This is a genomic window from Streptomyces sp. NPDC004838, assembly GCF_053600955.1.
On record NZ_JBSGAW010000055.1, the window covers coordinates 1 to 18,542 of the forward strand.

An 18,542-nucleotide genomic window follows, 5' to 3' on the forward strand; every position below is an offset into this window, starting at 1 on the left:
CCGGTGTCTGCCGAACCTGCCAACGCCCGCTTCCCAGAAGAAGATCCACAAACCGCACCCCACAAACCACCCCGACTTAACGAAGTACTACTAGAACCCTCGCCGCAAACAGAGTGGGCGTCATCACGCATCCCTGTGCCGAGAGCGATCACCGCCCTGCTTGGAGCGCTGAAGGCGGTGACACCGATGTGCCGTCCAATCCGCCCGCCCCTCCACCCTGCTGAAGCGCATCGGTCTCAGCGCCTTGGTTGCTGCCCCGCTCTGAACACCGGTGTCCGGGTGCCCATCCCACACCCCGAGGGCACCGGCGTTCTGAGCACTCAGTCCAGGAGCGGATCCGCCAGAAGCGGTATCCGGTCGGGAGCGACGGCGGCGATTCCAGGGATTAGTGCGTTTCAGGGGCGGAGGTGAGGGCCGTGGCCAGCGTCAGGCAGCCCTGGGGGATGGGACCGATGGACCGGGCGAGGAAGCTGAACTCTTCCTCGTTCAGCCCCGGACCTGTCGGACACACCGACGACTCGGTCGAGCCTCCCAACCCCCTCGTCGGCGTGTCCACCCTCAACCTCTACAGAAGCGCCCCTACTCGAGATCGTGGAAGAACTCTACCTCGTAGAGCCGCTGAGCCGTCGGACGGACCGGCCTCAGCCAGCCCGTGTCTGCCGTGGTGGCGCCCTGCTGCGGCGCCGGAACCGGATTCGGGCGGGGCCGACGTTTCCGGCGGGGCGGGATCGTCGCCTTAGGCGGGCGAGCGGTCGCCGGGCGCGTGCTGCGCTGCCGGCTCTTGCGCTGGATCGAAGTCATAGTCGTCTCTTTGAGTGATTCGTTGGATATGACGAGTCCGAGCCGCTGGGTGCGTGGCCAGGTGCTGGTGGCTCAACGGCGCACCATGCGACCATCATCGAGCTCGGGCTGATGACGCAGCAGCCTGGCAGATGTCCCTGCAGACGATCAACTCTGAGGCGTTAACCGAACGTTAAAGGCCCTTCGGCGGCTCGTGCGATGCTGTCGAAGACACAGCCACCAGGCCAATTCGCGCTTTGAGATTGGGGACTGACATGAAATTCCGCCTGCTCGGAGAGTTGTCCGCACTCGACAACGGACAATCGGTCGATGTTCCGTCAGGCAAGACCCGCGAGCTCCTGGCTCTTCTATTGCTGACCCCGGGCGAACCGGTTTCCCATCGCAAAGTTACTCGATTCCTTTGGCCGGGCGAGGACACCAAACCCTCGAACATCAGGCAGTACTGCCTCAGATTACGCCGCGCCGTGGGACTGGAGGTGGGAAACAGCGGCGGCACCACCCATATCCAGGTCGACCCCGCCAGCGTCGACCTGGTCCGCTTCCGGAGCCAGTACGCCACCGCGCTCCGCACCGGGAACCCACAGAATCGGCGCGGCGCACTGTTGACTTCGCTTTCCGAATGGCGCGGAGCCGCCCCGCTAGAAGACCTGCCAGGTGAAGCCTTCGCCCAGCAGCGAAGCTGGATCCTCCGCGAGCTGCACGACGCGTTGGCCGACTGCGTGCGGGCCGACTTGGACTGTTCCGAACCCCACGTCGCGCTCCAGCGGGCCGACGACGCGCTGGTGCACTGGCCCGACAGCGAGACCCTGCTTGGCCTCAAAGTCCAGTCGCTGGGGGCGCTGGGCCGCCACTACGCGATCGACCCACTGCTAGCCCAATGGAAGCGCCGTTTCAACCAGCCGACCGCCCATCTACTGCTGGCAAGGACGAGTCGGGAGGACACCATCACGTCCGGCATCACGTCCTCGGATCTGGGACTCCCGGAGCAGCTGAACCAGCTCCCCGCGCAGCAGAAACAGCTGATCGGCCGCCGATCAGAGCTGAAGCTCCTCACCGACGTCGTGCTGGGCAGGGAGTCCGAGTCGGGGCCGATCGCCGTTGTGGCGGGACTGGCGGGCGTCGGGAAGACGTTCCTAGCGGTGGCCGCAGCCCAACGCCTCGCGCCGAACTTCCCGGACGGAGTCCTGTACATCGACCTGAGGGGATTCTCCACTCTCGAGCCCGAGGAAGTCGCCTCCGTCCTGGTCCGCTTCCTGAACGATTTGCGGACGATCCCAGCCACCGGGAACGTCGACGGGCTGGTATCGGCCTACCGTTCGGCGCTATCGGGCCGCCGAGTGCTGGTCATCCTGGACAACGCCAGGGACGAGGCACAGGTCCGACCGCTGCTGCCCGGTCAGGGCCAAAGCGCCGCGATCGTCACAAGCCGCCGAAGGCTAGAGGGGCTGGTCGTCAAGGAAGGCGCGAAGCCGATCAATCTCGCGCCGCTCGACCGCCCTGAGGCCGCCGAGTTGCTGAGAGCATCCCTGGGAGAGGAACGGATGGGCCTTGCCAGACCATTCGCCGACCCCTTGCTCGACTACTGCTCCGGCTTGCCGATCGCTCTGCGCATCGTGTCCGCCCAAATCACCCGCCGCCAGCCCCAGGATTTGCCGGGCGTCGTCCGCAGGCTGCTGAAGGAGGGTTCCGGGCTGCGCCCTCTCGACCTGCGTGCCGATGAGTTGAACATCAGCTCCATGTTGGAGAGCTCCTACCGGCTCCTGCCCGCCCCTGCCGCCAAGCTGCTGTGGCATCTCTCCGTGCATCCCGGCCCGACAATCAGCTGGCGCGCGATCCAGGCGCTGGGGCACGACCAGGCCACAGTCGGCCGATCGTTGGATGGCCTGATCGACATGAGTCTGGTGACCGAGCCGACCCTCGAACGGTATGCCATGCACGACCTGGTCCGCATCTACGCCGCACAGCTGGCCGATCAGCAAGCTCCTGGAGATCGTGACGAGAGCCTTCGCCGAGTGCTGGAGTTCCTCCTGCAGAACGCCTGGTCCTGTGATCTGGTGCTCGATCCAGATCGCCGGCTGCCGATCACACCAAGCAGGGAGTTCCCCGTGGTCTCACCCCCGAACCACGCGGCTGCGACGGCCTGGTTCGACGCCGAGTACGCCACCCTGAGCGCCGCGCTCCAGCTGGCCGGGAGACTCCGGCTCGATCGATACACTTGGCTCCTGGCGCTCACTGTGCTGACCTATCAGTGGCGTTCCAACCGGTACCTGGACGCCCTCGGTCACCTCACCAACGCCCTCCCCGCAGCCGAACGGATCGCAGGGCCGGGAGACGTGACCATGATCCGACGCCTGCTCGCCGGAACCCACCGCGGACTCGGCGATCGTGCGAGGGCCATGGCGGAATTGCGTGGGGCGGTCCGCGCCAGCCTGGACCACGGCGACCTGAAGGGCACCGCGCTGGGCCGCTACAGCCTGGGCATCATGCTGCACGAGGACGGTGCTACCGACCAGGCGGTGGTGGAACTCAGAGCCGCTCTGGCAGACTTCAAAGCCCAGGACGACCGGCTCGGACAGGGAGCCGCGCTCGACGGGCTCGCCAACGTCTACCATCGAGCTGGCGATCACATCTCAGCGCTCGAGTACTGCCGCCGATCCTTGGCCCTGTTGGACGGCACTGCCGATCTCAACGGCCAGGCACACGGCTCGTTCACCATGGGCCGTATCCGGGCTGCGATCAGTGAGCACGACGCGGCGGCGACTGCTTACCGCCACGCGTTGATGCTCTACCGCTCGATGGCGTACCCGAGCCGGGAGGCCAGGACGTTGGTTCGTCTCTCAGACTCGCTCAGCGCACTAGGCCGCGACCAGGACGCCGAGCGGGTCGTCGAAGAAGCCCGTGCGCTCCTGGCGAGGCTCGGTGAGAAAGACCTCGACGCTGCGGTGGAGCGTCAGCGGCAACTCTCGTGACCCTCCGTCCCGGGCTCACCGGGCTTGCTCGACCAGGCGGAAGTACGCCGAAGGGTCGGGACGGGCGGCCTTCGGGCTCCGAGGTGAGCCGAACGGCGGCAGCCAGGGGCCAAGGTAGCTGCGAACCTCCGAAACCTTGGGGCGTTCGCGCGGGTCGACGGCGACCATGGCGAGACCGAAGCTCTTCAGCTCTTCGGGCATATGGGCATCGAGTCCGTTCGGGAAGGCCGACTCCGTCTCGCAGGCCGGACCCTCGACACGGCTGTAGGGCAGTTTCGAGGTCATCATCTCGAAGAGCAGGGCGCCGAGGGCAAAGACGTCGGTTTTCGCGGTGGACTCGGAGTCCTGGACATACTGTTCAGGAGCGGCGTAGCCAGGCGTCCCGCGGGGGTCGTAGTTCGGGGTCGAGAGATCCGTGGAGTTTCCCACGTCGAGGAGTCGAATCAACCCGTCGGGCTGCATCATCACATTGTTCGGTGTCACGTCCCGGTGAACGTAGCGCTCGTGTACCAGCGCCAGGGTGTCGCAAAGCTGGGCGACGACACAAGCCGCGTCTGTGGCGAGCACCGGCTGGTGCCGGATCATCCAGGATCGGAGAGTCGAACCGTCGATCAGCTCCATCACGATGTACCGCCGCTCGCCCCAACCCGAGTGCCAGCCCTCGTCCAGCACGCGGGGAACTCCGGGCACGGATTCCATGAACTGCAGTCGTGCCAGTTCGTAATCGAGCGGCTCAGCGCCTTCGGCATACTCGGTGATCGATTCACCAAAGCGACAAAACTGCATCTTGACAGCGACATCCTTTCGCCCGTACTCATCACGGGCGACGAAGAGCTCGCCTTCGCCTCCCTTTCCGAGTTCCCGCAGGATCCGATATCGGTTTTTCAGAAGGGTGTTAGGACGCAAGACGCAAACTCCAAGACCAGTTTCGCCCGCTGCTTCCCGCACCGGGACCGAAGGGCGACGAAAAAGTGGAGGACAGTATGACAGAATACCGGCCACCCGAAGGACTGATCAGGGTCTCTTCCGTGATCGACATCCGACTGGGGATGTTCGGACCGGAACGCTACCGGTGCCCGGCGTCAGACGTGCTCAAGGCCCGCGGAATGCGCCCGGCACGGCTCGCCACATGGAAACCCGAGGCGTTGGAGACATTCACCAACGGCCCATTCATGGCCGCGCTCGACCGGATCGAACTGCCGGACGACGATGCGAAGTCGAACAGATCCGCCAAACCCGCTCACGACGGAGTGCGCCAATGGACCCGGCATGCCCTCCGGATGTACTCGACAGCGTTCGCCGACAACCCGGAACTCCGGCCGGCCCCGCGTCGCTGGAGCTACCGGCACCGTGGCTCGCGAGATGACGGGTCCGTGAGTACGGAGTACCGGATCAGCGCCTGGGGACGCTGCTTCGAAACGGTGGACGGCCAGTTGCGGGAACTGCGGCTTCCGGTGAACCGCCTGCGGAAGCGCACGGATGCCGAGCGGGCGATCGCAGCCCTGGTCGCGGCAGAAGGCGATCCCGACGAGCGGTTGGAGCGCGTTCGGGTGACGCAGTTCGCGCTTTCGGACGGTCAGGTCGAGGACCTGTTCGACGGCACCCGGGCCGAGGCCCTGGCCCTCTACAGGAAGAACGGCGCACCCGCGATCCGAGCGCTCCTGGACCGTCCGGAGTACAGGCCCGGGTCAGCCTGTGCGTCCTGCCAGGTGGGATCCGTGTGCCCTACCCTGCCGCGAGCCCCGGGACTGCTCGGAATAGCCGATCGCACCCGGCCTCGGCGAAGTTGGTCCCCGACTACAGGCCGCAGGCACAGCTCCTGCCGGGCGCGCGGCTACCTCCGCAGCCTGCGGCTCCCGGTAGACGACTCCGTCGAACGTGCTGCTGCGGCCGAGCGCGGGCGCGCCGTCCATGCCTTCCTCTCCACCCGACACGGCCAGGGGGAACGGACGCCGTGCATCTCCGACGTACCTGCCAACTGGGTTCCCGACGGCTACCGGCTACCGCAGTCCGAGCGCCTTCTCGGAGCCCGCCTCCTGCGCCATCACGCCGAGGTTTGCCCGCTCCGCATCACCGATCCGGAGTCCGACAGGACACCGGAACCCCTCCTGGTGTTCGATGACCCCGCGGCCGACCTGCTGGTGCTGACGGAGCCCGATCTGCTGTACCGCGAGCGCGGCTCGTGGGTGTGGCGCGAGACCAAGACTTCCGCCGGTGGGCGGATGCCGCGCAACCTGCTCGCGGCCTACCCTCAGCTGGCGCTGGCGGTACGGATCATCGCCAAGGGCCTGCTGGCTGCCGACCGGGTGGAACTCGAATTACTGCGCCCCAATGGTGTGGACCTCCGGAGCCTCGACCCGTTCGCGCCGGAGACCGCAGCGGCAGCCGAAGCGGTGCTGCGTGACCAGGTCGTCGGCTGGCACCAAGAGCGACTGTTCGAAGCAACCCCGAGCGCGGAGTGCGACAACTGTGAGATGGCACGCTGGTGCTCAGCCCGCCGACCGCCAGAGACTTCACAGGAGGCGGCGAAGTGAGCCCGGAGTTCGAACTACTGGCGGCGGTGGCTCGCGGGGTGCTGGACCTGAGCGACGTGACCCGTCCGACAGCACTCCGGCTCCCGTACCCGGCGAACACCCAACTCGCCTTCGACCGGGTCGTGCTGTCATTCCTACAACAGGATCAACCACCGCCCCTGAGCGTTCCCGAGTTGCTCTCACGCTGCCGGGACCTCCTCTCGACCTGGCCGCTGGCACTCCCACCCGACGTGCTGACCTATGACGCCCGGCTGATCGACCAAAGCTCGGCCCAACCGACCCGCACCTGCGCCGAGCTGTCCTCCTACGGCCGGCTTGGGAGACTCGAACAAGGCGTAGCTCAGGTGATCGCCGATCTCGCCGACGCCTCCGGGGCTCCCGAGCGGTTCGCCACTTGTCGGGACTTCCTGATCACGCATCCCGTCATTCTGAACCCTGACGTATCCGAGCTCATGCGTCCGAACACCATCCGCACCTGGCGACTGGTCCGGGAGCTTTACGAGCCGGCGCCCGAGCACTTCTCGACCGGCCCCACGGTCTCCACCTGCACAGAGTGCCTTCTGTTTGCCAAGTCGGCAGCGGGCGACGGGGCATGGTGCGAGGGAGGGTGCACGAAGCGGCGAGGAGGGCTCGAAAAGACGGAGGAGCCCAAGCGCCCAATCGCCCTCCCCCGCGCTGTCCGGCTCTTCCTCGCTCTCCCCGGCCGCACCGAACTCGCCCTGCGCAAGAAGCTGCCCGGTGGGTCCCAGCTCATTCCGACAGGGACGGGCGGCCTTCGGTTCGTCCACAGAGACGGGACGGGCAGGGCCATCCGCGTGCTCGACCGCGAACAACCGGCGCTGGCCGCCTTCAGGTCTGCCGAGTTGGCTGCCCTCGAAGACACCCCGCTCGATGTCGTAATGCCCGACGCAGTCGTCGCGCGACCGGGCTACCGGAAGATCTTCGACCACAGCCTTCCCGACGGCGCCAGGGTGCGGCTCAGATCCGTCAGCGAATTCACGGCTCCGCACCGGAGCGACCCACCTGGGAGGACTCGTGCGTAGCACTGCCAAGGCCCTACAACAGGTGGTGCGGGAGCTCCGCTCCGCCGGCTCGGAACTGCCGCGTCGCAAGCTGGTCGACCTGTGTGAGATCGAACTCGGTCTGTTCCTCCAAGAGCAGCTGACTCCCGGTGCACCGGCTGCAGAGGGGTGGACCCTGTTCAGCGGCTACCCGTCCGCGCGTGAGCGCGACGACATCACCGACCAGCAGGAGCACATCCGTCGCACCGCGCGCTACGCTCTGTGGACCTGGGGGCGCCGACTCGCTTGGTCCGAAGCGCTGAAGGACTACCAGCAGCAGGACCGCCAACTCAGAGCCTTCGACGTACCGGACCCGGCCGCACCCGCCACCCGCCGCCCCTCACTCTCGGTGGCGGAGGACCGGTGGACCTCCTACGAACGCCTGCTGAGCCAGGCGCCGCCGTTCGCCGGCGAGCCGATCACCTTCGCTGGCCCCGGCCGGTACGCCTTCCCCATCGGCCGGCACCTGACCACCGTGCTTCTGCCGGAACACACAGCCTCCACGCCGCTCGGTCACGACCTCGGACTGCTGCCGGTCCACGCGGGCAGACCACTGACCTTCAAGTGGAGGAAGCTGATTATCACGGCCGCGGCCATGGACGCCCGGAAGCCTGCTGGCTGGGTCACCCGCCTGAAGGCGATCCGGCTGTCCACGCGCCGCCGCGGAGGCTTCAGTCCCGCCCGCGGCTTCTCCGTGTCCGGCATCGAGCACCTGCTCGGCATCGTCGGCGCCGGCAAGAGCACGCTTCGGGACGTCCTGGCCGTGCACCTCGCCCGGCAAGGACGGAATGTGACGGTGGTGGTCGGCGACGTCGCGGAGCAGCTCAAGCTGGTCGAGCTCTACAACACCCACGTTCCCGGCTCCGCCGCACCCATCCTCGGCGCGACGGGCCGCCAGCAGCACGCCGAACGGCTCCACCGCAGGACGGCAGGACGCGGCGAGCCCAACCTGCTCGCCCATCTGGATCCCGGCTTCCAGTACCTGAGCACCTCCTGCGTCTTGAACGCTTTACGCCACGCCGACGGCCACTCCGCCGACGACCTCCTGAGTTTCGGCGAAGCGCCGTGCACCAGGCTCCAATCGCCCAAGAAGCACGAGAAGGACCCCGAGGTCACATGGGCCTCGTACCGAACGGCCTGTCCGTTCTGGTCCCAGTGCCCGCGCCACCACGCGCCACGGTCCCTGGTCAACGCGGCGGTCTGGGTTTCCACCCCGCCCAGTCTGGTGGACTCCCGTGTCCCGCACCCGCAGAACCCGGAGCGCATCCGCTACCTCGAACTCGCCTGCCGACGCAGCGACCTGGTGATCGTCGACGAGGCGGACCGGGTGCAGATGCAACTCGACCGCATGTTCGCCCCCGCCATCCCGCTGCTCGGTGGTGGCCCCGACACTCGCTCGTTCCTCGACGAGGTCAACCAGCACCGTATCCGGGAGTTGGCCAGCGCCGGACGGGTGCAACTGTCCGATCGAGATGTAGAGAACTGGTCGGCTGCGGTGAACACCACCCAGGCGGCCGCAGATCGGCTGGTGGCGATGCTGGTCTGCGACTTCGACCTGCGCGCATGGGTCCGAACCGGCTACTTCAGCGCCGGGACGCTCCAACTGCGGCTGCTGGAGGAGCGGTTCCCCTTGCCGGAGGACTGCCACGGCCAGGTCGGCCCCACCGCCGAGCACCCGCACCAGGAGCCGCGGAAGCACCTGATGCAGCTCCTGGACGCCTTCCGGGACAACCCGTTCGGCGACAGGCGGCCTCCCAAGGACGAAACCCTGCCACTGCTCGGATTGCTCGGCGAACTGCTCCATACCAACTACCGCGAGCACACCCGCGCCCGGCTGCGGGACGTGGTGTGCGACCTCTTCGACCTCGCCCCGTTTCTGGGGAAGGAGCAGGAGAACCAAGACCGTTACCACGAACTCATGTTCCTGGTGAACGGGGACCGGGACACATCGGTCGGGAAACGCAGGAGCGCCGTCAAGGACACGAAGCGCCGCCAGCGCGCTTCCCTGCCTGAGCACTCGGACGACTGGCTGGAGGCCCTGCTCGACCGGTTCGAGTTCACCCTCCTGCTCAGCGCCCTGGAACCCAAGCTCGCACTGATCAACACCATGTGGCCGCGGGTCGCGGACTCACTCAGCCTCGGCTTCAACGAGATGTACCGTCGACCCCTCGACTACGCGCCGATGGTCCCCGAGTCCCCAATGGGCAATGTGATCGGGTTCCAGTTCCTTTTGGATGGACGGGACGAGGGCGGTGTCCGCAGCGGCGAGCTCCGCTTCTTCCGCTGCAGCGGAGTGGGACGTGAACTGCTGCGCGCCATGCCGGACCTACCGAAAGTGGACGGCCGGCCGGGGACCAATGTCCTGCTGATGTCGGGCAGCAGCTGGGCCGACAAGTCGAGCCGCTACCACGTTCCGGTGCCGATCGGCACACTCATCGAACCAGACCCGGCGGAACTGGAAAGGATCGCCGACCAGAGCGAGTTCCGCTTCGAGTTCGTCCGGGATGCCTGCGACTGCCCGCAACGGTGCACCTGCGACAGTCCGAGCGAGGCCCTGCGGCTTTCCGGAGTGCCGATCGACCGGCGCCAAGACGTGCTGCGCCGGATGGCCACCGAACTCGGCCGCAACGACCGCGGCCAGGGGCGTCTCCTGCGGGAACTGCACCGACTGCCGGAATCCCGTCGGCACATCCTGCTCCTGGTCGGCAGCTACGACGAGGCTGCGCTGGTGGCGGACACGCTACATACGCTCAACGATCGTTGGCGCGGCAGGGTCCGGCGGCTGGTATCCGACGGCGACCCGGATGCCGCCGCCCGTCCACTGGACGACGAGCACCACGCCCCGGTACTGCGCCGCGGTGATGTAGAGACGCTCGCCGCCACGGACGCCGAGATCCTGGTGGCCCCGCTGCTCGCGGTGGAGCGCGGGCACAACATCCTCGCCGTCGACAGCAAGGAGGCCGCGATCGGCTCGGTCTACTTCCTGGCCCGGCCCAACCCCCGCCCTGACGACCTCGGCCTCGCCGTGCACGCGATCAACGACTGGATCGTCCGGCTCATGGACGGTACCGGGTTCGCCGATCTGGTGCGCGACGCGCCCACGCTCAGTCTGGGCGCGCGCAGGTTCCGCAGGGAAGCCCGGTCCAAGTGGTTCCACGTGCTCTCCAGGAGCATGGCCTGGAGCCACCTCGGCGAAGAGGACCGCATCCAGGTCACCTGGGACATGCTGGTACTGATCTGGCAGGTCATCGGCCGCTCTGTCCGGGGCGCGGTACCCACCCGGGTCGCCTTCGTAGATGCCGCGTTCGCGCCCTGCCTGGCAGCGGCCGACCCGACCGGGCCCACCGACACGCCGAAATCGAGCTCGCTGTACAGCATCCGCGACGTGCTCACCCCCTACTTCCGCCCAAACAGCACTGCGCCGAAGGCCGAGCGCCGCATCGTCCAAGCCCTCTATCGGCCGCTGTGGACTGCCCTCGACCGCTGTCTGACCGAAACCACGGAAGAAGAAGGTCCCTCATGTACTCACTGATCCACCAGACCGCCTACGAGCCCGACCCGGACCACGGATCGTGGTTCGAGCAGTTCTGTGTGATGCACTTCCCCGAGGAGTGGCGCACCGAATTCCAGGACCTCTACCACCGCCGGTGGCGCCGCCGGGACCAGCCCCATGGCCTGCCGATCCGCAGGCTCAATGCCCTGCTGAGGGCCACCGCACCCGGTGTACTGGCAACCGGCCGAGGAGCGGGATCCAGCTCCGAGGTGCCGTGGTTCTACGCCACCGACGACCAGCCAGCCGAATTGATGGCCCCACTTCTGGCCTCCTGGGTGATGACCTTGCCCCCTGGCACGGACAAGGATCCGGTACGGGCCGCCGAGCACGAGGCCGCACTGGACCGGGCACTCGCCCTGATTGACGACGTAACCCCGGGCTGGCACCGCGAGTCCGTCGACCTCAACGCCACGGAACTCTCCGCAAGCGGCACCGCCGAACCCGACCGACGGCTCTACCACCTGCTGCCGGAGCGGATCGGCGCATTGCTTGCGGCCCGACCGCTGCTGATGGACGGTGTCGAACTGCGTTTCCGTCAGGTTACCCGGGATCAAGGGGTCGAGCTGGTCAGCTGGCCGCCGCGCGCCTACACCAAACACAAGCGCGCCTGGTACTACTCGGCGCTGGTGACGATCACCGTACAGACGGTACCCTTCACGGAGCGTTTCCGGGTGCACGTCTCGTACGGCGTGCGGCGCTGGGCCACCGGCTCTCCGGTGAAGCTGCAGAACGGCAGCGGGGCAACCGTCCTACTCGACGCACCGATGCCCTGGGCCGAGACTTCCGAGCCGCGCCACCGGCTCGTCGTTAACTCAATCTTCCTCGACCGCCCCCTCGGCATGCCTGTATGGAGCAGGCATAGCCTGGTCGACATCCTTCCGGAGCTGGATATCCAGCACGTGTACCCGAAGCCCGCCGAGCTGACCACCGAGGCGGCCGACTGGCTGACAGGCCGGGACGGGGTGGCCGCCGGCATCCTCTACAACACCGACTTCGGCCCGCATGGGGTCGGCGCCGGCCTCATGCCTCTGGAGCGGATGCTCCTCGACAAGTGGGTTGAGGCGGGCATCCACCCGTTCCTGCGCCGGGTACCGGCGCTCGAACGGGTGCACCGCAGGTCGAACCCCAGACTTCTCGCCACCTCACATACCAAGGACCCGGAGAAACTGGCCGAACGGGCCCGGCTGCGCGTCGAAGCCAGGCGCGCCGCCATCTGCGCGGTACTCGACGAACAACCGCTGTCCGTGGACGTGGTCTGGCAGACCGAGGAGACCCGGGACGGACTCGTCGCGGCACTGCGCCAATGGCTCGGCCTCCCGTCCACCGTCCCCGATGCAGACGGTACGTACGAGTGGCACGCAGACGGGCTGTACGTGGTGCTCCGCGCCCGCCCGTTGAAGTCCCTCGGCAGCGCTCTTGGGGTGGCCCGAGAGAGCGGCCACCCACGCGCCCGGTCGGTGGCGACGGCTGTTCGGGAACGCGCGGCACAGATGACCGCCAGGCTCGGCGCGCACCGGAAGACAGCCGGAATCGCATTTGTGGAGATCCTCGGACGCGACCGATTCCCCGCGACCTGTACCGACCCCAAGTCGGCGCTGCGTCTCGGGTGCGCTGGAGCCGGACGGGTGAGTCAGTTCATCGTCGTTCCGGAGGACGCTCACGGCCCGCTGCCCGAACGAGCCAACTCTGCGGTCGCGGACGGGATGCGCCAACTCGGTGCGATGGTTCCTCCTGAACAGAAGCTCGACGAGGCCCTGACCGACGACATGCAGTACCTGGCGCTCTGGCACGTCCGCCATCGGGCCAGCGGCCCTACCCGGCAGGCCGGACGTCACCTCGTCGCACTCCGGATCCGCCCGCGCGACCCGGTGCACCCGATCCAGGGCTGGAACGAGGCCGAGAAAAGCTGGGTTCCATACGCTCAACTGCAGCTCGCCATTGCCGCCTTGGGAGCCGCTCCAGTTCACCAGGAGGAAACGGACCGGTCCCGAACGACGCCGGAGGAATCCCGCTACGAGATCGAACGGCAGATCAGGTCACTGTTGTACCAGGTCCGGGACCGCCCTACCCTGCTGCTCGCCAACAGCGGCAACCTGCGCCAAGTCTGGCCCGGCTTGAACAATGGCCAACTCGTCAAGGACAGCTTGGTCTTCCACGGAGAACGCCCATCTCGGCTCTCGCTATTCGGCGCCGACCTGCGCGTGGTACTGGTACGGGACGCCAACAGTCGCGAGGAGACCGCCGAGTGGTACGCCCCGGGGGCCCAGGAGGAGGACACTCCTGGTGTGTCCATTGGATTGTGGGCTCCACAGGACGCCGACTCGGACAACCGGGTTTTCACCAGCACGGTCGGGAAGCCGCCGACCGGCGGAACGGTCCGCACGGACCTGCGCAAGATCGTCCCGACCACGCGCTGGCCACACGCCCCCGCAGCCACCGCCTGGAACCAGCAAGCGCTCGAACTCACCGTGCTCGGCTGTCTCTCTGAGCAGGCTCTGGAGCAGGCTCGCCGGACCGACCGGCCCACGGACCGACCCGCGCTGCTGGCCGCAGCCGTGCACCAATTGCGCCTCCACGACGAGTACCACCCGCTCTCCCGGCCACTGCCGCTTCACCTCGCGAAGCTGGCCGAGGAGTACCTCCTGCCGCCTGCTGCAGAAGCGACGCCGACGGCCGGGGCGGCAACCGGCGACGAAGTGGAAGCCGGTAGTCCGTCAGTGCGCAAATAGCACCAACCGGCCCGTCACCGCCCTGCTTCTGGCCAATCGCTCTGCGGACAGCCGGAAGCAAGCGTCACGCGTACTGCGCGACGACCGCTCCGCCCCCGTCGTACGGCTGGGCGGGGCGGCCCAGCACCGGGCGGCCGAGCTGGCCCTCGGCCCCATTGCGGTCTCCGTCGCCCACAAGGACGCATACGTGGTGGCCGTGGCGATCGGCGGGCACCCGGGCGAGTCGGCCGAGGGGACCGCGCGGACCGCCTTACAGATGATCACCCGGTCACCGGCCGGCAGCCAAGAAGCGAGGAACGGCAATGTCTGAGGAAGTCACCGCCACCCTCCGAGTGCGCATGAGCCGACGGGACGCCCACTACGGCGGCGACCTGGTGGACGGCGCCCGGCTGCTCCAGCTCTTCGGTGATCTCGTCACCGAGATCACCATCAGCAGCGACTGTGATGAGGGCCTGCTCACCGAATACCACCGGGTCGAATTCCTCGCCCCCGTGCACGCGGGCGACTACATCGAGGCCACGGCGCGGCTGCGCAGAACCGTCGAGTTCACCGCGTACAAGACCGTCGCGGCCCGCTACGAACTCGGATCCACCAGAGCCGAGGTGCCGAAGGCGCCGGTCGTGGTCTGCCGCGCGCTCGGCACCGCGGTCGTTCCGCCTGCGGCGGCCCGCCGCACGGCACGGACCGACCGGGCCCCAAAAACCCCGCCCCGGGCATGATCCCACACCCCGTCAGATTTTCTGAGGAGACTGATGACCCCCACTCGCCGAGCACGACCCTGCCGGGCCGGGTGCTGACCATCGCGGTGTGCAGTGCCTTCCTCGTCGGCCTCGATACGATGATCACGGTGCCGCTGATCCCCGAGATCGCGGCCGACACTAGACACCGCCGCCCGCGCGGGTGGTCTCTTCGTCACCGCCTACGCACTGTTCTTCCCTGCTCACACCCCTATGCGGCGCCATGTCCGACCGTCTCGGCCGCCGCAGGATTCTCGGCGCCGGACTGCTGCTCTTCGCGCTGGCCAACATCCTCACCGGGCTCGGCAGCGACTTCGGCTTCATCCTGGCCACCCGGGCGCTGGCCGGCCTCGGTTCCGCGATGATCATGCCGAGTGTCTACGCCATGATCGCCGAGAACTTCCCGTTCGAGCGGCGCGGCAAGGTCATGGGTACAGTCGTGGCCGGACTGCTCAGTTTGACCGTACTCGGCGTGCCGATCGCCTCCTATCTGGCCCATGTGATGAGCTGGCGTGCCGCGTTCCACGCCGTGGGAGTCGTCGGCGTCCTGATCCTTCTGACCGTTCTGCTCCGCCTCCCGGCCGTGGCACCCAAGGCCCCGGAGAAGCGGGCCCCCGGCAACCCGCTGGCGATCTACTACGGCATGATTCGCCGCGCCCTCACCACACCCGCCGTGCTGTGCGTACTCGGCTCGACCCTGCTGTGGAGCGCCGCCCTGTACGGCATGTTCTCCAACATCGGTATCTTCTTCGCCGAGCGCTTCGACTTCAACGAGGCCGAGACCGGATTCGCGATCACGGGGTCGGGATCGGGCAGCATGGTCGGCGCCCTGTTCGGCGGGCGCCTGGCCGACCGGCTCGGCAAGCGCCGGGGGCTCGTTGTCGCCGCGCCGCTGGCCGCCGCCGGAGTCAGCGCGGTTCCGCTGATCGGGGAGCGTCCGATCCCGGTGCTCATCGTCTTCATCCTGTGGGGCACGGCCGTGGGGGTCGGACAGCCCCTCCTGAGCGCCCTGGTGAGCGAGTTGCGCCCGGAGATGCGCGGCACCGTACTGGTCCTCAACAGCTCGGCCCAGTACGCCGGAATGATGCTGGCCACCGGTATCGCGGCGGCCCTCCTCCAGAACGATCTCTCCTTCACGGTGATCGGTGTGCTCTGCGGGCTCTGCGCCCTGGCCGTGCTGCCCCTGCTGGTGGGCGTCCGGGTCGCGGCCGGGTCCCAGGAGTCGCCGGAGCGGCCCGGATCGCCGACGGAGCGGATCGCATGACCAGGTCCACCGGCCAGGAGGCCGACCCCGGGAAGGTCCTCTTCGAACGATTCGTCGATCTGTGGAACGGCGAGGTCGACTTCGCGGACACCCCGGGGTTCATCGCCGACGACTTCGCCGTCCACAGCGCCGAACTCGCCCGCTACCTGGGCCTTCCCGACTCCAACCGGATCACCACCCGAGAGCGGCTCGCGCACCACCGGCACGACGGCGATACACCTGCTGGCCGCTGCCCTGCACGGCAGCCAGACCGTCATCGCGCAGCGCCAGGTGGCGGCCAAGAGTAACGAAATCCCGGCCATGGCCCCACTGCTGGCGAGCCCCCAGAACGTCGCCCCCGCTTCGCCCCAGCGCTTTACCCCGTCACGGAGACGCTGAGCAAGCGATGCCGTACCCGCCAGGGGCGGCGGACCGGATATAGGACAAGGGCGTCGCTGAGCCGCTCGTGAGCGAGGCGCTCGTAGCCGGCGGACGCCAGACCGAGCTTGCGGTAGAGGGGGGTAGGACTCTTCGAGCCCGCTGGCCATGGCCTCCCGGGATTCCAGGACACCTGCCCCGTGCTGATCGTTGAGAATCATGCCGGGACTCCCCCACAGATCGGCCGCAGCCTTGGAGTCGTAGCTGGTGAGGGTGGCGGCGAAGCGGGCGAGGTAGTCGTCGAGTTCGGCTTCGATGTCGTTCGTACGACTCAACGGAGGCACCACCCCCGCCTCAGCCATGGCGGCGTTACAAGGCATCCGTGGGAAACGGAGTCCCTCCGGCGGTAGCGGCTCGTTTGTCATCCCCTCGGTGTCAGCAACACACATCCGCGAGCGAAGGAGACACCCTGACCTGATGGCCCGTGGTGAGGATCCAGACCGTTGCCGTCAGCCACGAAGTCGCTATTTCAGGGCCTTTGCGAACTCGGGGACGACCTGGTCGAGGGCGTACGAGACGGAGAGGACCGAGTCGGTGGCGAAGGCGAGGCTGTGGGTGGACTCGGGCTCGAACACGACGTCGCGCCCGTCCTTGACAGCCGGCAGCCCCTGATAGAGGGCGTCCCCGGTCACCTCGGCGGCCGGGACCCCGATGGGGCCGACGACGACGAGGTCCGCGTCGAGGATGCCGATGTTCTCGCGCGAGACGGGGATGAAGAAGTTGGAGCCGGCGCGCTTCTGGACCTCGGGGTTGTTCGTGAACCCGAGGCGCTCCAAGAAGTCCACGCGGCCGCTGCCGTGCACGTACGCGCCGAAGCCCTCACTGGTACGGGAACCCGAGGTCACGGTCTTCCCCTTGAACTCAGGGTGCGCCTTGACCGCGGCGGCGAACTTCTTGTCGGTGTCCGCGATCAGCTGCCGGCCCTTCTCATGCAGGCCGAGAGCGTCCGAGATCATCTCGGTCTGCGTCTCCCAGTTCGTGAGGTAGGCATCGCCGCCCTTGGGCACGCCGATCGTCGGGGCGATCTTGCTGAGGGTGTCGTAGCGCTTCTGGTCGCCGCTGGACTTCGTGTCGAGGATGAGGTCGGGCTGAAGCGCGGCGATCTTCTCGTACTCGGGCTCCATGGTGCCGATGAGCGTCGGGGCCTTCTTGTAGAGGCCCTTGGCCCACGGGCCGACGCCTTCGCCTCCGAAGGCGAGCCAGTCGCTGGCACCGACGGGCTGCACGCCGAGCGCCAGGGCGGTCTCCGCGTCGCCCCAGCCAAGGGCGACAACACGCTTGGGCTGCTCCTTGACCGCGACGTCACCGAACTTGGTGGCGACCTTGACGGGGAACCCGGCGGCAGCGGAGCTGCCGGCGCCTTCGTCTTTCGACGAGGAGGCACTGCAGGCGGTGACAGCCGCGAGAGAGAGGACGACGGCGCTGACGCCGAGTCGGCGGCCCGCACGGGAGGTATGGGGGGCGGCTGCGGCGCCCTTGGAAGTTGAACGCTTGAACATGGAGGTAAGGCTAACCTAACCAAGGGAAAATGGAATGCAGTGTTCGACGATCTGGCCCTTTCAGGCACGAGCATCGATCCGGTGGCGGCCGATCGGCACGATCATGGGGGTGCCGGATACGGGGTCGGGCACAAGGGTGCAGTTCATGCCGAATGCCTGGTGGACCATGTCCTGGCTGACGACTTGCTCTGGCGGGCCTTCGGCGAGGATCCGGCCATCGCGCATGGCGATGAGGTGGTCGGCGTAACGGCACGCGAGGTTCAGGTCGTGCAGGACGACGGCGATGGTGGTGCCGTGCTCCTGGTTGAGATCGACGAGGAGGTCCAGGACGTCGAGCTGATGGCTGACGTCGAGGTAGGTGGTGGGCTCGTCGAGCAAGAGGATGTCGGTGCGCTGGGCCAGGGCCATCGCGATCCACACACGCTGGCGCTGACCACCCGAGAGCTGATCGACTGGGCGACCGGCGAGTTCTGCGACATCGGTGGCGACCAGGGCGTCGGCGACGGCCTCTTCGTCCTGGACCGTCCAGCGGCGGAACCATCCCTGGTGAGGGTAGCGGCCACGGCCGACGAGGTCGCTGACGGTGATGCCTTCAGGGGCGGCGGGGCTCTGCGGAAGCACGCCCAGCAGAGCAGCGACCTCGCGTGTGGGCATCTGGTGGATCGCCTGACCGTCGAGGAGCGCGGCTCCGGATCGAGGGGGCAACAGGCGGGCCATGGCCCGGAGAAGCGTGGACTTCCCGCAGGCGTTGGGCCCGACGATCATGGTGATTTTCCCGGGCGGGAGGTTCACGGTCAGGCCGTGGACGACTTCGCGGCCGTCGTAGCCGAGGCAGATGTCGCGCGTGCCGAGTGTGTGGGCAGCGCTCATGGTCGTGTCCTTCCGCTAGTGTCCTGAGTCTTTGATTCGGTTCAGATATCCAGTGAGGCGTTCGAAGATCTCGTCAGCGGACTTCGTCCAGACGAAGGGCCTCGGGTT

Annotated in this window: 12 protein-coding genes; 8 read left to right on the forward strand and 4 right to left on the reverse strand. The window is 67.5% G+C overall.

Annotated elements, in window-relative coordinates; genetic code table 11:
* The first annotated feature begins 1,055 nt into the window (after positions 1–1,055).
* Complete coding sequence (locus tag ACWEFL_RS35145; protein ID WP_451720988.1) at positions 1,056–3,770, forward strand: AfsR/SARP family transcriptional regulator; 2,715 nt, start codon at positions 1,056–1,058, stop codon at positions 3,768–3,770.
* A 15-nt stretch (positions 3,771–3,785) separates the two neighbouring features.
* Here the strand turns inward: ACWEFL_RS35145 and ACWEFL_RS35150 are convergent, their stop codons facing one another.
* On the reverse strand, positions 3,786–4,676 hold the full coding sequence (locus ACWEFL_RS35150) for a serine/threonine-protein kinase (RefSeq protein WP_451720990.1): 891 nt from the start codon (positions 4,674–4,676) through the stop codon (positions 3,786–3,788).
* Between the two features lie 122 nt (positions 4,677–4,798).
* Here ACWEFL_RS35150 and ACWEFL_RS35155 point away from each other — a divergent pair, with 122 nt between their 5' ends.
* From ACWEFL_RS35155 to ACWEFL_RS35170, 4 genes are read left to right on the forward strand one after another with little or no spacing between them, the layout of a single operon-like run.
* A complete protein-coding gene (locus ACWEFL_RS35155; protein ID WP_451720992.1) occupies positions 4,799–6,304 on the forward strand; it encodes a PD-(D/E)XK nuclease family protein in 1,506 nt (501 codons plus the stop codon).
* Positions 6,301–7,347 (forward strand): pPIWI_RE_Y domain-containing protein, encoded by a 1,047-nt coding sequence (locus tag ACWEFL_RS35160; protein WP_451720994.1) that lies wholly within the window; start codon positions 6,301–6,303, stop codon positions 7,345–7,347. The genes ACWEFL_RS35155 and ACWEFL_RS35160 overlap by 4 nt, the downstream gene beginning before the upstream one ends.
* Positions 7,340–10,897, forward strand: coding sequence for a pPIWI_RE_Z domain-containing protein (locus ACWEFL_RS35165; protein WP_451720995.1), 3,558 nt, complete (start codon positions 7,340–7,342; stop codon positions 10,895–10,897). Before ACWEFL_RS35160 ends, ACWEFL_RS35165 begins: the two co-directional genes overlap by 8 nt.
* Entirely contained in the window at positions 10,885–13,647 is a 2,763-nt protein-coding gene (locus ACWEFL_RS35170; RefSeq protein WP_451720996.1) for a pPIWI_RE module domain-containing protein, read from the forward strand. The genes ACWEFL_RS35165 and ACWEFL_RS35170 overlap by 13 nt, the downstream gene beginning before the upstream one ends.
* A 64-nt stretch (positions 13,648–13,711) precedes the next feature.
* Here the strand turns inward: ACWEFL_RS35170 and ACWEFL_RS35175 are convergent, their stop codons facing one another.
* Positions 13,712–13,861 (reverse strand): hypothetical protein, encoded by a 150-nt coding sequence (locus tag ACWEFL_RS35175; protein ID WP_451720998.1) that lies wholly within the window; start codon positions 13,859–13,861, stop codon positions 13,712–13,714.
* An 88-nt stretch (positions 13,862–13,949) separates the two neighbouring features.
* Here ACWEFL_RS35175 and ACWEFL_RS35180 point away from each other — a divergent pair, with 88 nt between their 5' ends.
* The 3 genes from ACWEFL_RS35180 (at position 13,950) to ACWEFL_RS35190 (ending at position 15,935) form a co-directional block, all read left to right on the forward strand.
* Positions 13,950–14,366, forward strand: a complete 417-nt coding sequence (locus tag ACWEFL_RS35180; protein WP_451721000.1) for a 3-aminobutyryl-CoA ammonia lyase — start codon at positions 13,950–13,952, stop codon at positions 14,364–14,366.
* Between the two features lie 241 nt (positions 14,367–14,607).
* Positions 14,608–15,648 carry an MFS transporter gene (locus ACWEFL_RS35185; protein ID WP_451721002.1) on the forward strand — a complete coding sequence of 347 codons (1,041 nt, stop codon included), beginning with the start codon at positions 14,608–14,610 and terminating at the stop codon, positions 15,646–15,648.
* Positions 15,645–15,935 (forward strand): hypothetical protein, encoded by a 291-nt coding sequence (locus ACWEFL_RS35190; protein ID WP_451721004.1) that lies wholly within the window; start codon positions 15,645–15,647, stop codon positions 15,933–15,935. Before ACWEFL_RS35185 ends, ACWEFL_RS35190 begins: the two co-directional genes overlap by 4 nt.
* A gap of 594 nt (positions 15,936–16,529) precedes the next feature.
* On the opposite strand, the gene ACWEFL_RS35195 is transcribed toward ACWEFL_RS35190, so the two are convergent.
* Both ACWEFL_RS35195 and ACWEFL_RS35200 read right to left on the reverse strand, forming a co-directional pair.
* Positions 16,530–17,564 carry an iron-siderophore ABC transporter substrate-binding protein gene (locus ACWEFL_RS35195; RefSeq protein WP_451721006.1) on the reverse strand — a complete coding sequence of 345 codons (1,035 nt, stop codon included), beginning with the start codon at positions 17,562–17,564 and terminating at the stop codon, positions 16,530–16,532.
* Between the two features lie 60 nt (positions 17,565–17,624).
* The gene (locus ACWEFL_RS35200; protein ID WP_451721008.1) at positions 17,625–18,434 is read right to left on the reverse strand and encodes an ABC transporter ATP-binding protein; all 810 of its coding nucleotides are present in this window, start codon (positions 18,432–18,434) and stop codon (positions 17,625–17,627) included.
* Between the last annotated feature and the right edge of the window lie 108 nt (positions 18,435–18,542).

What these genes read in the sequence shown, in the direction of transcription:
- ACWEFL_RS35145 (WP_451720988.1), top strand. Translation starts at nt 1,056, where the DNA reads ATGAAATTCCGCCTGCTCGGAGAGTTGTCCGCACTCGACAACGGACAA.
- ACWEFL_RS35170 (WP_451720996.1), top strand. Translation starts at nt 10,885, where the DNA reads ATGTACTCACTGATCCACCAGACCGCCTACGAGCCCGACCCGGACCAC.
- ACWEFL_RS35180 (WP_451721000.1), top strand. Translation starts at nt 13,950, where the DNA reads ATGTCTGAGGAAGTCACCGCCACCCTCCGAGTGCGCATGAGCCGACGG.
- ACWEFL_RS35185 (WP_451721002.1), top strand. Translation starts at nt 14,608, where the DNA reads ATGTCCGACCGTCTCGGCCGCCGCAGGATTCTCGGCGCCGGACTGCTG.
- ACWEFL_RS35190 (WP_451721004.1), top strand. Translation starts at nt 15,645, where the DNA reads ATGACCAGGTCCACCGGCCAGGAGGCCGACCCCGGGAAGGTCCTCTTC.
- ACWEFL_RS35195 (WP_451721006.1), bottom strand. Translation starts at nt 17,564, where the DNA reads ATGTTCAAGCGTTCAACTTCCAAGGGCGCCGCAGCCGCCCCCCATACC.
- ACWEFL_RS35200 (WP_451721008.1), bottom strand. Translation starts at nt 18,434, where the DNA reads ATGAGCGCTGCCCACACACTCGGCACGCGCGACATCTGCCTCGGCTAC.